The organism is Halorussus vallis, assembly GCF_024138165.1.
Taxonomy (GTDB): domain Archaea; phylum Halobacteriota; class Halobacteria; order Halobacteriales; family Haladaptataceae; genus Halorussus; species Halorussus vallis.
In genome coordinates this window covers 115,579-130,020 of sequence record NZ_CP100002.1, presented here as the reverse complement: position 1 = coordinate 130,020, position 14,442 = coordinate 115,579, and the positions used below count along the sequence as shown (strand labels likewise).

12 protein-coding genes are annotated in these 14,442 nt (G+C 67.5%); 3 read left to right on the top strand and 9 right to left on the bottom strand.

Annotated features, from left to right (window positions below):
• Positions 1–76: 76 nt before the first annotated feature.
• The 3 genes from NGM07_RS23190 to NGM07_RS23180 form a co-directional block, all read right to left on the bottom strand.
• On the bottom strand, positions 77–415 hold the full coding sequence (locus NGM07_RS23190) for a hypothetical protein (RefSeq protein ID WP_253521229.1): 339 nt from the start codon (positions 413–415) through the stop codon (positions 77–79).
• Between the two features lie 133 nt (positions 416–548).
• Positions 549–2,279 carry an asparagine synthase-related protein gene (locus tag NGM07_RS23185; RefSeq protein ID WP_253521227.1) on the bottom strand — a complete coding sequence of 577 codons (1,731 nt, stop codon included), beginning with the start codon at positions 2,277–2,279 and terminating at the stop codon, positions 549–551.
• Between the two features lie 527 nt (positions 2,280–2,806).
• A complete protein-coding gene (locus NGM07_RS23180; protein WP_253521226.1) occupies positions 2,807–4,027 on the bottom strand; it encodes an RNA-guided endonuclease InsQ/TnpB family protein in 1,221 nt (406 codons plus the stop codon).
• 137 nt (positions 4,028–4,164) lie between these two features.
• On the opposite strand from NGM07_RS23180, the gene NGM07_RS23175 reads away from it, so the two are divergent.
• The 3 genes from NGM07_RS23175 to NGM07_RS23165 all read left to right on the top strand — a co-directional run bounded on the left by NGM07_RS23175 (position 4,165) and on the right by NGM07_RS23165 (position 7,472).
• Entirely contained in the window at positions 4,165–5,565 is a 1,401-nt protein-coding gene (locus tag NGM07_RS23175; protein ID WP_253521224.1) for a cytochrome P450, read from the top strand.
• Positions 5,566–5,637: 72 nt separating this feature from the next.
• Positions 5,638–5,967 carry a cupin domain-containing protein gene (locus NGM07_RS23170; protein ID WP_253521620.1) on the top strand — a complete coding sequence of 110 codons (330 nt, stop codon included), beginning with the start codon at positions 5,638–5,640 and terminating at the stop codon, positions 5,965–5,967.
• A 74-nt stretch (positions 5,968–6,041) separates the two neighbouring features.
• Entirely contained in the window at positions 6,042–7,472 is a 1,431-nt protein-coding gene (locus NGM07_RS23165; RefSeq protein WP_253521222.1) for an FAD-binding oxidoreductase, read from the top strand.
• Between the two features lie 147 nt (positions 7,473–7,619).
• On the opposite strand, the gene NGM07_RS23160 is transcribed toward NGM07_RS23165, so the two are convergent.
• From NGM07_RS23160 to NGM07_RS23135, 6 genes are all read right to left on the bottom strand, one after another.
• Positions 7,620–8,159: a nitroreductase/quinone reductase family protein gene (locus NGM07_RS23160; protein WP_253521219.1), complete on the bottom strand. Its 540-nt coding sequence runs from the start codon at positions 8,157–8,159 to the stop codon at positions 7,620–7,622.
• A gap of 47 nt (positions 8,160–8,206) precedes the next feature.
• Positions 8,207–9,937 carry a thiamine pyrophosphate-binding protein gene (locus tag NGM07_RS23155; protein WP_253521216.1) on the bottom strand — a complete coding sequence of 577 codons (1,731 nt, stop codon included), beginning with the start codon at positions 9,935–9,937 and terminating at the stop codon, positions 8,207–8,209.
• Between the two features lie 306 nt (positions 9,938–10,243).
• The gene (locus tag NGM07_RS23150; protein ID WP_253521611.1) at positions 10,244–10,999 is read right to left on the bottom strand and encodes a DNA-directed RNA polymerase subunit epsilon; all 756 of its coding nucleotides are present in this window, start codon (positions 10,997–10,999) and stop codon (positions 10,244–10,246) included.
• Positions 11,000–11,093: 94 nt separating this feature from the next.
• Positions 11,094–12,092 (bottom strand): TatD family hydrolase, encoded by a 999-nt coding sequence (locus tag NGM07_RS23145; RefSeq protein WP_253521608.1) that lies wholly within the window; start codon positions 12,090–12,092, stop codon positions 11,094–11,096.
• 187 nt (positions 12,093–12,279) lie between these two features.
• Positions 12,280–13,227, bottom strand: coding sequence for a VOC family protein (locus tag NGM07_RS23140; RefSeq protein WP_253521606.1), 948 nt, complete (start codon positions 13,225–13,227; stop codon positions 12,280–12,282).
• Positions 13,228–13,322: 95 nt separating this feature from the next.
• Positions 13,323–14,207, bottom strand: a complete 885-nt coding sequence (locus tag NGM07_RS23135) for a fumarylacetoacetate hydrolase family protein (protein WP_253521603.1) — start codon at positions 14,205–14,207, stop codon at positions 13,323–13,325.
• Positions 14,208–14,442 lie beyond the last annotated feature (235 nt).

Here is a 14,442-nt window from a genome sequence, read left to right as displayed (position 1 = left end):
GTCGGCCTACTCATTCATTCGTCCGCTCGTCCGTTCGCTCGTTCGCTTCTCCCGCCGGTTACTCGGTTTTCGCCGGTCACGCCGACTCGACGACGTGCCAGCGACCGTACCGGATTCGCCGCCGGAGGTCGCGGTCGAACTCCGAGCGTAGCACTTCGAAGTAGGTGCACCGGCCGGCCGGCGACTGCCACCGGACGAGGTACGTCTCCGGACTGGCGGCGTAGGCGGTCAGTCTGGTCCGCCGGTCCGAACGTTCGAGTTCGAACGATACCCGGACGTCCTCGTCGGCGACGACCTGTTCGCCGAGTCGCCAACTCAGCGACTGGGTCGTCGCCGCCGACCGGAGTCGCTCGACCCAGCGAGACTCCCGCTCGGCGGTCGCCGACCTGTACCCGGGCGTGTCGTGTGACCCCATATCATTCGTGGCTCCGCCGGCGACCAAAACGTCGTCGGTTCGTCGGCGTTTCGCCCAGTTCGCCGACCTCCGCGCCGGCTTCCGCACCGGGCGACGCGTTCGCGTCGCCCGGTGGGGCTGAGAGAGGCCGCGCTCAGAGCACCTGCCGACGCCAGCTCTCCATCGTCGAGAGGATGCCGAGCGGGTGGAGCGCATCGTCGTCGCCGTCGAGCACTCGCCGACGGAGGTCCGCCACCGCTCGCTCGTCGACGAACGGTAGCTCGGTGACGGTCGCCAACCTGTCGTCGACGGCGCGCCGGAGCGCCGGTTCCGAGCGATACCACTCGGAGTAGGTTCCGTACCGGCCGTGGCGGAGTTTGACGTACGCCGCCCCGAGCAACTGCACGGGTTGGGGCCACTTCGGCCGCAGGTTCGTCCGCTCGTACTTCACCGAGTCGACCGACGACCCCATCGACCGGACCAGTTCGAGTTTCAGCGGCGAAACCGGGAGCGGAACGATTCCGCCGGTCAGTCGGAAGTAGCGCTGGCGGTACCGCCGGGGAAGGTTCCCCGCGCGTTCGAGGAGCGCGGCGTTCGTCAGCGGCGCGCGGACGCCGACCTGAGAGCCGACGAGGTCGCCGCGGTAGTGGTTTCGGAAGTAGTTGGCGTAGACGACGTCGGACCCGGTTGCGTAGACGCCGTCGCCCGCCGCCCGCGAAACCGCCGCTTCGGTCGTCCGTCGGCCGGAGTACGAGGTCGTGAGCACCTCACCGGCGTCGAACGCCGCGAAGTCCTCGTACAGGGCGTCGGCGAGCGCGGACTCGCTCTCGCGGTCGAGCGTCTCGACGAACACGTCGTCGCCGAACAGTTCGCCCTGCCCGGAGACGTCCACCATCACGTCGACCTCGTCCGCCAGGCGGTCGAAGACGTAGTCGATGCCGTGGAAGTTGCGCCAGGTGTTCATCCCGTCGGTCAGCAGCGCCGCCCTGTCGAGGTTCGCCGCGAGGCCGTCCGGCGTGAACTCGCAAACCTCGTGGCGGACGCCGAGCGCGTCGGCGAGCGCGGCCGCCGGTTCGACGTTGGTGCCGTCCGCCGGGTTGCCGTCGTAGGTGAACGTCCGCACGTCGCCCGCGGCGTCGCGAAGCTCCTTGACGGCGACGCGACTGTCGAAACCGCCCGAGAGCCACGTTCCGAGCCGAGCGTCGTCGCCGACGCACTCGACGCTCTCACGCATCGCGCTTCGGTAGTCGGCGGCGACGTCGTCGACGAAGCCGTCCGAGCCGCGCTCGTCGGAGGCGCCGGACGGGCCGGAGACGAACGACGCGTAGCGCCGCGGTCCGGCGTCGGACGCTCGCACGTAGCTCGCGATCGGCGCCGCGTCGACGCCCTTCACGAGCGTGCGGTCGTTCCACGCGAAGCCGAACGTCAGCAGGTCGCCGACGGTCGCGGGGTCGATTTCGGGGTCGGTCCGGTGGCGAGCGAGCGCCGCGAGCGACGACCCGGCCACGAAGGGGTCGCGCGACACGTAGAGTCGCTTCGACGCGAGTCGGTCGGTCGCGACGACGATGTCCTCGTCGTCGAACGCACAGAGGAGGAAGGTTCCGTCGAGTTCGGGAAGGACGGTGCCCGGGTCGTCGAGCAAGGCCGCCGCGAGTTCCGACTCGTCTTCGTAGGGCGACCGGCGGACGACGCCGTGGCGGAGGTACCGGGTTGTCCCCGTCTCGATAACTCGATGGGTTTCGGGCGCGCGTTCGCCGTGGTGGACGTGCGCGGCGGCGAACGCCGCCGACGAGAGCGTCGTCGTCTCGTACCACGGTTCGGGGGCGAACTCGGTGAGGTGGCGCCGCTCGACCGCGCCGGCGCCGCCGACCAGTATTCCGCGCATCTATCCAAACTGAATCGGTCGGAGGTGATAAACCAACTTGCCGACCGTCGTCGCAGAAGCGGACGAATCGTGACGGGCGACAGTCGGGGTCGCTTCGACGCGGTCGTCGGTCGACGACCGCGCACCCTCGTTTAAGTGGTTCTGGCGATAACGGGTAGATACGAGGCGGTGACGCCGGGACTTCTTCCGGCGTTCGAGCCGCGCGACCGCGAGCGGTCGCGCGGCTTCGAATCTCGTTTCTCGGACCTTGCACTCGCGCTTTCGCATTCGCACTTCGTACAGTATTACTCGGAGCGACCGAACCTCGAGCCTCGCTTTAAGTAGTTTTGGCGACAACGGGTAGATACGAGGCAGGACGCGCCCGGCGTGCCGGGCGCGTCGCATTTCTCGCTACCGGAATCGTTAAACTTCTCCTATCTTCGACTCGCTAGCATCGCCTTCTTGGCTCTCCGACACGAACGGACAGAGGGTCACCTTCTCCGCCCTTTAGGGCGGAGCTTGTCGGTGAACTCCCGTTCTGGCCAACCCTATTGGTTGGCAGGCGAGTAGCCGCCATTCACGTTCAGCGTTCCCGACTTTAGGGCGAGGTGACGTGTCGCCCCTCCATGCGGAGACTTTTGCCCTGCACGGAGTAGCCGAAAGCCGATGTTCTTCGCCGCGTTGTAATCCGCGTTGACCTCGTAATCACACTTCTGACAACAGAACTTCGCTTGAGACGGACGATTCTCGTCCAGCGTCGTCCCGCACTTCGAGCAACGCTTGGACGTGTACGCCGGATCTACCTGAGTGGCTTCGATACCCTCCGCTTCAGCCTTGTACGCCGTGTAATCGTACAAGCGGCGGAACGCCCACGCATGGAACTTTTTCGCACCTGGCATACGGTCGCGGATGTCCGTCAACTCCTCGAACGCTATCTGGTCGCACCCGTGCGCGACGGCTTCTTGGACGATTGCTTTCGAGATTCGGTGTAGGTAATCTTCGACCCACCGCGTCTCCCGGTTGCCCATCCGTTCGATGGTTCGATGGGCTGACTCCGTGCCTGTCCGTTGAAGGTCGCCACGCACGCGCTCGTACTCCCGGCGACGGTGGTTGAGGTAGTCGCCGCTCCAGAACATCCCGGTTGACGTGACGGCAATTTGTTCGATACCGAGGTCCACGCCGAGGACTGTACTGTTCTCGGCGTCGCCTTCTGATTTGTCCGGCATCTCAGACTCCACATCGGCCTTCGTTCCGATGTGGAGGAAAAAGGTGTCCGTCGCGTCGCGGTACTGAAGCGTCGCACCCGTCACCTCGTAATCGTCGTCGCGGAGGTACTTGGTGTGCGGGTTGTCCCCCTCCGGTGGGAGGACGTATTCGGCTTCGATACGTCCGTTCACCGTGGAGAGAGATACGCGGTCGTCGTGGAATGTCGCACTCCGTTTGTCGTACCTGACGGATGGCGTCGTGAAGTGCGGTTGCGACGCCTTCTTGCCGTTCTGCCACTGGGCGACGACGCCCTTGATGGCTTCGGCGGCCCGGTTGCGTGCGGATTGAACGAGGTTTGCCTGTAGGCGCGTCTGTTCGCGCACGTCGGAGTACGTCCGGTCGTGGAGTTTCGTTTTCGAGGTGGGCTTGTAGTCGTCTTTCCATGCGTCTTGGACGACGTAGTTGCAGGCCCACAGGTACTCCTCGACGGTTTCGTGGAGGAGAGTTGCGTCGCTGTCGTCCATATCGAGTTTGACGACGACCGTGCGACGAACTTCCGCCATACTTCATATGCGTCTGGTTAGATTTATAACGTTTCCGTTCGTAGTGGGGAGTATGTCAGCAACCGAGAGTGGCGTAAATTCGCACCATGTCGCGGTCCTCCCCGCCGTAAACGGCGGAGTTTCCCGCTTGTAGAACGATGAACCGCGAGCAAGCGAGTCGCGGCCCCGGCGCGCTGCCGCCCGGCCCGTCCGGACTCCCGGTCGTCGGCAACCTCCCCGGCTACGCCCGCGACCCCTTCGAGTTCGAGCGACGGATGCACCGCGAGTACGGCGACGTGGTCCGCTGGAAGGTCCCCGGCGGGTGGGTCTACCACCTCGCGCACCCCGACCACATCGAGCGCGTGCTGGTCCACAACAACCAGAACTACGTCAAGGGCGAGGCGTTCCAGGAGACGCTCGGACCGGTCACCGGCAACGGCCTGCTCAACAGCGAGGGCGAGTTCTGGCGACGCCAGCGCCACCTCATCCAACCGGCGTTCTCGCCCGACCGCATCGGCACCTACGGCGAGATGATGGTCGAGACGACCGACCGCCGCGTCGGGCGGTGGCGCGACGGCCAGCGCCGGAACGTCCACGAAGACATGGCGGGACTCACGCTCGAAATCGTCGGTCGGACCCTGTTCGGCCTCGATTTAGGCGACGAATCCGACCGGGTCGGTGACGCCCTCGACGTCGTGATGGCCGCCTCGGAGTTCTCGCTGACCGACCTGATTCCGCGGTGGGTGCCGACGCCCGAGAACCGCCGGTTCGACCGCGCGGTCGAGACGCTCGACGAGGTGGTCGCGGCCATCGTGCGCGAGCGCCGCGAGAACCCCACCGACGAGGACGTGATTTCGAAACTGCTGGCGGCCCGCGACGAGGAGGGCGTCGGCATGAGCGAGCGCCAGGTCCACGACGAGGTGATGACGCTGCTGCTGGCCGGCCACGAGACGACCGCGCTGGCGCTGACGTTCACCTTCTTCCTGCTCGCCCAGCACTCGGAGGTCGAGGCGAAACTGCTGGCCGAACTCGAAGCGGAACTCGGCGACGAACCGCCGACCGTGGCCGACCTGGACGACCTGACGTACCTCGACCGGGTCGTCACCGAGTCGATGCGGCTCTACCCGCCGGTGCCCGGCATCGTCCGCGAACCGGTCGAAGACGACCGGGTGGGCGACTACCGGATTCCCGCGGGCGTGACCGTTTCGATGGGCCAGCACGTCGTCCACCGCGACCCGCGGTGGTACGACGACCCGATGGCGTTCCGGCCCGAGCGCTGGACCGACGAGTTCCGCGATTCGCTGCCGCGGCTGGCGTACTTCCCGTTCGCGGCCGGCCCGCGGCGGTGCGTCGGCGACCGCTTCGCCCTGCTGGAGGCCCGCCTCGTGCTGGCGACGGTGCTCCAGCGGTACCACCTCGAACTGGTTTCGGAACCGAAACTCGACCTCCGGCCGAGCATCACCGCCCGACCCCGCGACCCCGTCTGGATGCGCGTCAGAGAGCGCGACGCCGCCTCCGAGCCGATTTCGGGCCGGGTGAGCGAGGCCGCCCAGGACTGAGTCTCGCCGCAACCATCGAACTCCGCCACAACGCTTCTGCCCGGCGGGGGCGTCTCTCGGCGCGTGAAACGCATCGACACCGGCCTCGGTACCGCCGACGCCGACGCCGACGCCGACGGTGACGGGCGGTTCGACGTGCTACTGGAGAACGACCGCGCTCAGGCCGCCGCGATGACGCTGCCGCCCGGCGAGTCGACCGGCGGCCCCGAGAACCGTCACGCGGACAGCGACCAGTGGCTCTACGTGGTGGCGGGCGCGGGCGAAGTGACCGTCGACGGCGAAACCGCGACGCTCGACGCGGGCGACCTTCTGCTGATAGAACGCGGCGAAACTCACGAGATCGCCAACGCGGGCGACGAACCCCTGGAGACGCTGAACCTCTACGTACCGCCGGAATACTGACGGCGGCCCGGTGCTCGATACCGACGGGATTCGTAGGCTCCAACGTTTAAGCGCCGAGCGTACAATGGTATCGTATGGCACACGACTGCTCGTTCCTCTCGGACCTCAACCTGGAGGGCGACGTCTCGTTCGGCGAGTCGGCCCGCGACACCCACGCGACCGACTTCGGCGCCGACCAACTCGACCTTGGGGTAACGCCTGATGCGGTGGTCTGGCCCGCGAGCACCGCCGATACGTCGGCGGTGCTCGCGGCCGCGAACGACCGCGGCGTGCCGGTGACGCCCTACGCTGCCGGCACGGGCCTGGAGGGAAACGCGGTTCCCGCCCACCGCGGTATCAGCCTCGACCTGTCGCGGATGGACGCCGTCCTCGACGTGCGCCCCGACGACTTCCAGGTCGACGTCGAACCGGGCGTCCTCGGTTCGCGGGTCGACGAGGCGGTCGCCTCGGAGGGCCTGTTCTTCCCGCCGCTGCCGTCTTCGGGCGACATCTCGACGGTCGGGGGGATGATAGCCACCGACGCCTCGGGGATGAAGACGGTCAAGTACGGCGAGGTCGGCGACTGGGTGCTCGAACTCGAAGCCGTCCTGGCCGACGGGTCGGTGATCACCGCCGGGAGCAAGGCGGCCAAGACCTCCAGCGGGTACAACCTCAAGGAACTGCTCGTCGGGAGCGAGGGCACTCTCGCAGTGGTGACCCGCGCGACGCTGGAACTCGCGGGCCGGCCCGCCCAGATTCGGGGCGGCCGCGCGCTGTTCCCGACGCTCGACGACGCCGCGAACGCGGTGTTCGACGCAGTCCGCTCAGGCGTCGACGTCGCGACCATCGAACTCGTCGACGGCGACAGCGCCCTGATGGCCAACGCCTACACCGGCACCGACCTGCCCGACGTGCCGATGGTCTTCGTCGAGTTCCACGCCAACCACGGCGTCGAGGAGGAGATAGACTTCTGCCGGTCGGTGTTCGAGGACCACGGCGTCCGGCGGTTCGAGGTGGCCGAGGGCGACGAGATGGACGACCTCTGGCGCGCCCGCCGGGAACTCGCGTTCGCGCTCCAGAGCTACGACCCCGACCTCTCGCCGCTCCACCCGGGCGACGTGACCGTCCCCATCAGCCGGTACCCCGACGTCGTCGGCTACGTCAAGGACCTCGCCGACGAGCACGACCTGCTGGTGCCCTGCTTCGGCCACGCGGGCGACGGCAACCTCCACTACACGGTGCTGGTCGACGAGGACGACCCCGAGGCGGTCGCGGCCGCCGAGGAGGTGTACGCCGCCGTGGTTGAGCGCGCCATCGAGATGGGCGGTACCGCCACCGGCGAGCACGGCATCGGACTCGGCAAGCGGAAGTTCCTGGAGGCCGAGCACGGTCCGGCGACCGTCGAGGCGATGCGAGCGGTAAAGCGGGCGCTCGACCCCCGCGACACCCTGAACCCGGGCAAGATGTTCCCCGAAACTGCGGAGGGAGGGCGGGTGCGGGCGAACGACTCGGTCCAAACCGAGTGAGTGAACTCGCAACGCCGTTGCCAGCGGCGTGTCGACATCGTCGATAATGGCGGTCGACACGCCTGGCGAGAATGGTCGACGCGACCGGTGAGGACGGTCGGCGCGGCGGGTCCCGGCGGCCGCCGGGACCCGCCGCGTCGAACCGACTCACCCGAGTCGTCTCGCGGCCCGCCAGAGCACCCCGGCCAGCAGCGCCGCACCCGCCACGCCGACGACCGCAGGTTTCGCGGGATACGTCTCGGTCACGTCCCTGTACACCTCGGGCACCTCCTCGCCGCGTTCGAGTCGGAGGTACTGCTGGGCCTCGCCCGCGTCGACGAGTCGATTCATCCACTCCGGAAACGCCTTCGGAACCGTCGACGGGTCGGTCAGTCGCGGTTCGGTCGCCTGGTAGGCCGACCCCTGCCAGACGACGGTCGCGCCGTCGGCCGCCCGGACGTTCCGGTACCAGTCGGCGTCGGTCCCGTACGGCAGGGGAACGACGAACCGGTCGCCCGACCGCCCGACCAGCACGGGCGTGTCGTACTCCGTCCCCGTCCGTCGCCCGACGTGGCGGACGACCCCGTACGGCGCGAGCGGTCGCCCCGCGAAGCGCAGCATGAACGGGTTGAGAATCTGCTTGTTGAACCCGCGAACGCGGTCCTGTACGCCTCGGTGTCGTGTCTGTTGGACGCCCTCCATCCCCATGGTTCGTCGTAGACAGCGACGAGCGACTTAATCGTTAGTCCGACGCCTCAGTCGTGGACCAGCACGTCGAGCACGTCCGGCCCCTCGCGGTCCATCGCGTCGGCCACCGCGTCCGCGATTTCGTCGGGGTCCTCGACCAGTCGTCCGCGCGCGCCGTGGCTCTCGGCGTTGGCCGGGACGTCGACCGGCGGGTCGAAGTCCATCCCCACGAAGTCGTAGTCGGCCTCCTCGCCGCCGAGCATGTTGAGCATGTTGTCCTTTAGGATTCGGTAGTTGCGGTTGTCCGGCACCACCACGGTCAGGTCGACGTCGTAGCGCGCCGCCGAGTAGAGCGACTGGGGGTAGTAGAGGTACGACCCGTCTCCGATGAACCCGAGGACGTCTCGCGGGTTGTCGGTCTGCTCCTCGGCGATGGCGGCACCGACCGCGGCGGGCAGACCGTAGCCGAGGCCGCCGCCCTTGTTCGAGACGTACTGCTCGGGTTCGAGGTCCCACCGGGTGAGCATCGCGTACTTGGCGGTCACGCCCTCGTCAACGACGTAGGCGTCCGGGGCGGCCGTCCGAATCGCGTCGACGAGTTCGGCCTTCGACGCCCGCGGGTCGTCGGGCGCGTCGCCTTCACCCATCCGGGCCATCTGGGCCTCGACCATCTCCTTGACCGCGGCGACGTTCTCGAGTCGAGACTCGCGAGTCTCATCGTCGACGCGTTCGCGCACGCGGTCGGCCAGTTCGGCGAGCACGCGGCCGGGGTCGCCGACAACCGCGGCGTCAGCGGGATGGTTCTTGCCGACCTGCCAGGCGTCGTCGCCGACATGAACGCAGGTTGCGTCGTCGGGCACGAGGTCGTTCTCGTGGCGGACCAGCGTGGTGTTGGTCGAACAGCCGACGAAGACGAGCGTGTCGGCCCCCATCAGGGTCGCGGCGAGGTTCTCGTCCGGCGGGATGTAGGAGACCCACTGGTCGTGGTCGGTCGGGAAGTCGACCTCGCAGGCCAGGATTTCGCCGTGGACCCGCGCGCCCGCCGCCTCGGCGAACGCGACCGCGGCCTCGACCGCGTCAACGCCCGAGCGGGCCACGCCGTCGCCGACGACCAGGGTCACGTCGTCGGCCTCGCCGACCAACTCCGCGGCCCGTTCGACCTGCGTCGGGTCGCCCCGGCCGGCGTCGGGAATCGGGCCGAGGCGCTCCGGTTCGGCGTCGGTTTCGGCGGTCATCACGTCGAGCGGGAGCGCGAGGAAGACCGGGCCGGTCGGCGGCGTGAGCGCGACCCGGAACGCCCGCCGGAGCATCGTTGGCAGGGCAGAGACGTCCGAAACCTCGGCGCTCCACTTGGTGAACTCCTCGGCCATGTCGACCAGGTCGCCCGACAGAATCGGCTCCTCGTGGCGGAAGTCGGTGCTGTGGTTGCCGGCGGTGACGACCAGCGGCGCGCCCGCCACGCGCGCGCCGTAGAGGTTGCCCAGTCCGTGGGCGAGGCCGGGCGCGACGTGGAGGTTCACCACGCCGACGGGCATTACCGATCCGCCGTCTCCCGAATCGCCGCCGTCCTCCCCCCGTGACTCGCGGTCGGCGTGGTACCGCCGGGTGCTGGCGTAGCCGGCGGCCATCCCGACCGCGACGTCCTCGTGGAGGCCGAGTCGGTACTCCAGGTCGGCGTCGGCCAGCGCGTGCATCACCGGCAACTCCGTCGTCCCCGGGTTGCCGAAGACGTGCGTGACCCCGTACTCCTCCAGCGCTTCGACGAACAGGTCCGCCCCGGTGTGACCGTCTGCTGGCATGACGTGTGGCCCGTTCGGAACGGACCGCCATAACGATGTTCGTTACCACACCGCATTGCCGATTCACCGGCGGTGACCGCCGGCGAATCGCGCGGAGGGACGCGACGAGGGTGGTCGGCCCGTCGGCAGTGTCCCGCCGACGGGCCGACCGTCCTTTAAGTGATTCTGGCGACAACGGAGAGATATAGACGGAGTGCGCCCGGCCCGTCGGGCGCACCAGAATTTTTCACATCGACTTGCGCTGTCAGCTTCTGCTATCGCATTTTCGCCGCGTCTCTGCTATCGGACTCGGGCGCTCGTCTCGGTTCAGTCCCGGATTTCGTCCTCGCCTTCGTCTTCGTCGCGGCGGGCGGTCATCGTCGGGAGGTTGGGGTCGCGGTGGGGGTTCCGGCCGTAGACCGCGCTTTCGAGACCCTGGTCTTCGATCTGCTCACGCAGGACGCGCCGAAGTCGATTGAGGCTCGTCACGTCCAGGCCGTGTTTCTCCACGAGGTCGGTGAATCGCGTCTCGTCGGTGATGGAGCGGAACTGGTCGTAGAGTTCTTCGAGTCGCTCGGGCGGCAACTCCCGAATCCACTCGGTGTCGTGGAGGCCGAGGTAGTGCTCGCGCTCGCGGTCGACGACGTGGCGCACGACGACCAGCGCGACCTTCGGGATGGCTCGCTGGCTCCCGAAGGCGGTGAGGTCGAGGTCCTGCATGACGCCGATGACGCGGTCGCGCTGCCAGGGCGTCAGCGAGAGGTCGTTGCAGAGGGCGTGGGTGATGCGGAGTTTGTCGAGGCGGTGGACGCGCTTGCTGTGGCCCGCCATCGCGGCGTGGCGTTCCTCGTGCATCCGCCGGATGCGTTCGCTCAGGTCGGCGTCGGGCGACTCCGCCCGGCCGATCTGGGTCGCGCTGGGCGTCACCGGTCCCCACCGGCGTACCGTCTGGTCGCGCTGGAGGTCCGAACGCGCGACCGACCCGTCGCCGGGGCGTTGGCTGAGTGGCCGGTCGCTCGGCTCGCCGCCTATCGCCCCGTGTTGCCACGAGGCCGCTTGCGGGTCGGTTCCGCCGTGGGTCATCGCTCGCCCCTATTCGGGCCAGGTAGTTGAAAGATGTGTTCGACGCGACGGTAATAACGACTCGCGGATACGTCTCGGCGTCGGCCGTCGAACGTCAGTCCAGGAGGCGCCGCGGATTCTCGTAGACGACCTGTCTGATGGTTTCGACGTCGATTCCCATCCGGTAGAGTTCGAAAATCGTCCGCTTGAACGAGAAGATGTCGCTGCGGAGCACGCCCGCGCTGTCGGTTTCGACCAGCACGCGGTCGGGACCGTACTCCTCGATGACCGCGGCGACGTCCCGCGGCGTCACCCCGAGCAGCCACGGATAGCTCACGGTGAAACTCAGGTAGCAGTCGGTGTTCTCCATGACGTAGGGCGCGACGCTCCGGTCGGCGTGCGAGAGCACTAGTTTGTCGTCGGCCAGTCCCGCTTCGTCCTTCATCTCGACGTCGAGTTCCGTCGCCGCCCGCTTGACGTCCTCGGCTTCGAGGACGGGGTCCTGCTGGAGGCTCATGTCGAGTTCGTAGCCCGGAATCGGGCCGCGCTCGCGGAACGGGATGTCGACGTCCTCCAGGTTCGGCGGGGTGTGGACGACCGCGGGCAGGTCGTGGTCGGCCGCGATCTCCATCTGACGTCGCGTCACCTCCTTCTGGTCGTCGAGGTCCCAGCGCGAGACGTGCTGTGAGTCCGTGATTCCGATTTCGCCGACCGCGGCGACCTCCTCCAGCGCGCAGTACTCCGGCATCACCGAGAGCAGTTCCTCGTAGTCGTCGACCCGCGCGCCGGTGTGAATGCCGACGCCGAGTTTCGCGTCGAAGACGTGGGACTGTCGAATCTGGTCGAGTCGGTTGAGCGCGTCGTCCCAGAGGTACCGGACGTCGTCGGGCGCGACCGGCTTGTACGGCGTCCAGTAGTACCCCGCCGCCATCATCACCATGCCCTGACAGCCGCTCAGCGCGAACTTCTCCCGGTCGTTCCACGACAGCGTGTGGGCGTGGTTGTGGACGTCTATCCACGGGACGTTGGTCAACTCGGGCGGGAACTCGGAAGTCGCGTCCTCGTCGAGGTGGTCTGCGTCTATCGGTCGCTTCGTCGGGTAGCGTGAGTCCATCGTGTGTCGTTCGGGAATCGTCGTGTAACGTTCTTCGGCTGTCCCGGACTCGAAGCCGAGCGCGCGGTCCGAGCGTCAGGGTCCGTCGTCGGCACGTTCGGGTCCGTCGTCCGAGCACCGTGCGAGCGGCGGCCGCCGCTCGCACGGCGCTCGACTCGACGGGAAAACCGCGGGTCGTCGGTCGCGGTCAGTCGACGGTGATGTCCGGGAGTTGCTCCTCGATGTACTCGATGTCGACGTCGAGCCAGTCGGGGACCTTGAGGGTCTCGCCGAGTTCGTCGACGTCCTCGTCGAGCGTGACGCCCGGCCCCGTGGTCGCGAACTCGAACACCGATCCGCCAGGTTCGGTGAAGTACATCGACCAGAAGTAGTCGCGGTCCTTCCGGGACGTCGTGATGAGGCCCTCGTCGCGGAATCGGTTGCTCCACTCCTTCTGCTCCCACTTCTCGCCCGCGTCGAACGCGATGTGCAGGAAGGTGCCGGTTCCCATCACCGCCTGCGGGGCGTTCGGTCGGATGAGAACGTCGACGAACTCCGCGCCCGTGCCGTCGCCGGGCGCCTGGAACCGGACGCGGTCACCCGCCTGGGGGTAGTCCTGCCGACCCACGCGCTCCCAGCCCATCGTCTCCAGGGCTCGGAACGACCCCGCGGGGTCGTTCGAGTGCACCGTCACGCTGTGGAGTCCCCGGATGCCGTGTTCGGCGGGGACGTCGCCGCCGTCCCACGGCTCGATGTCGGACTCGCCCGTGACGAGTTCGAACGGCGTGCCGTCCGGGTCGGAGAACTCGATGGCCGTCTCGTCGAACCGCTCGGTGACCTCGTACTCGACGTCGTGTTCGCCGAATCGGTCCGTCCAGTAGTCGACGGAGTCCTCCGGGATGACCAGTCCGCACCCGCTGAGTCCGCCCTTGCCGATGTTCCCCTCCGGCATGTCCTCGATGGGGAAGAACGTCACTATCGACCCCGCGGACCCCGCTTCGTCGCCGTAGTATAGGTGGTATATCTTCTCGGGAATGTCGAAGCGCACCGTCCGCTTGACGAACCGCAGACCGAGGACCTTCCGGAAGAAGTCGAGGTTCGCCTGTGCGTCGCTCGCGAACGCCGTCACGTGATGTAGACCGTTAATCTGTCCCATGGTAGCCTCCGTTCCTGACCAAGCGGTAAAACCACATATATCTATCGTTACGTAGGATTACTTACAACACCCGTGGGGGTCGCCGGACCGGCGACTCACACCTGCCGACAGTGGTTCGTGAGTTCGCCGACGCCTTCGACGTTCACCGTGACGGTGTCGCCGTCTTCGAGCAGGACCTGGGGGTCGCGGAAGAAGCCGACGCCGTCGGGCGTCCCGGTGTAGATAACGTCGCCGGGGTTCAGCGTGAACGAGCGGCTACAGAACGAGAGTATCTCGTCGATGCCGAAGATCAGGTGTTCGGTGTTGGAGTCCTGCAACCGCTCGCCGTTCACTTCGGTCCAGATGTCCAGGTCGTGGGGGTCGTCGATCTCGTCGGGGGTCACGAGGTCCGGGCCGATGGGACCGAACGTGTCGAGACTCTTGCCCCGAACCCACTGCTCGTCGGCGTTCTGGAGGTCGCGGGCCGAGACGTCGTTGCCGACCGTGTACCCGGCCACGTGGTCGAGCGCGTCCTCCTCGCTGACGTTCCGCGCTCGCTTCCCGACGACGGCCACGAGTTCGCCCTCGTAGTCGACCGCACTGGTCAGTTCGGGGTCCCACTCGACGGTCGCGTCCGGACCGACCAACGACTGGGGGAACTTCGCGAACAGGACCGGCGAGTCCGGAACGTCGAACTCCCCCTCGTCCGCGTGCTCGCTGTAGTTCAGTCCGACCGCGACGACCTTCTGCGGGTCCGTGATCGGCGCGACCCGCTCGACTTCGTCGGCGGCGTACCTCCCGACGCCCGTCTCCCGGCCGTACGACGCGGCGAGTTCGACCTTCTCCTCCCAGCGCCACTCCGCGAGTACCGCCCGGAGTTCTCGCGGTAACTCGATTCCCGCCGCGCTTCCGGCTTGCTCTAGATGCACGACGTCGTCTTCCAGGACGACGCCGGCCCACGGTTCGCCCGCCTCTTCCGTCTCGAACTGTCCGAGTCTCATGTGTCCGTCGGTAGCGTTTTCGCGTTCGGTCGTTTCCGCGTGCGATACGGTCGCTTCCGCGTTCGATGCGGTCGTTCGTCGGCGCGGCCGCGCGACTGCGCGACCGGCGTCACTCCGACCCCCTCTCGTATTGGCCTTCCCACCCTGTGCAAGTCGTTCGCCCGGTAGCTGTTAGCATCGTACGTTACATGCGCGGGTCGGTATATAGTGTTTACCACCTGGTCAACGGCTCGTC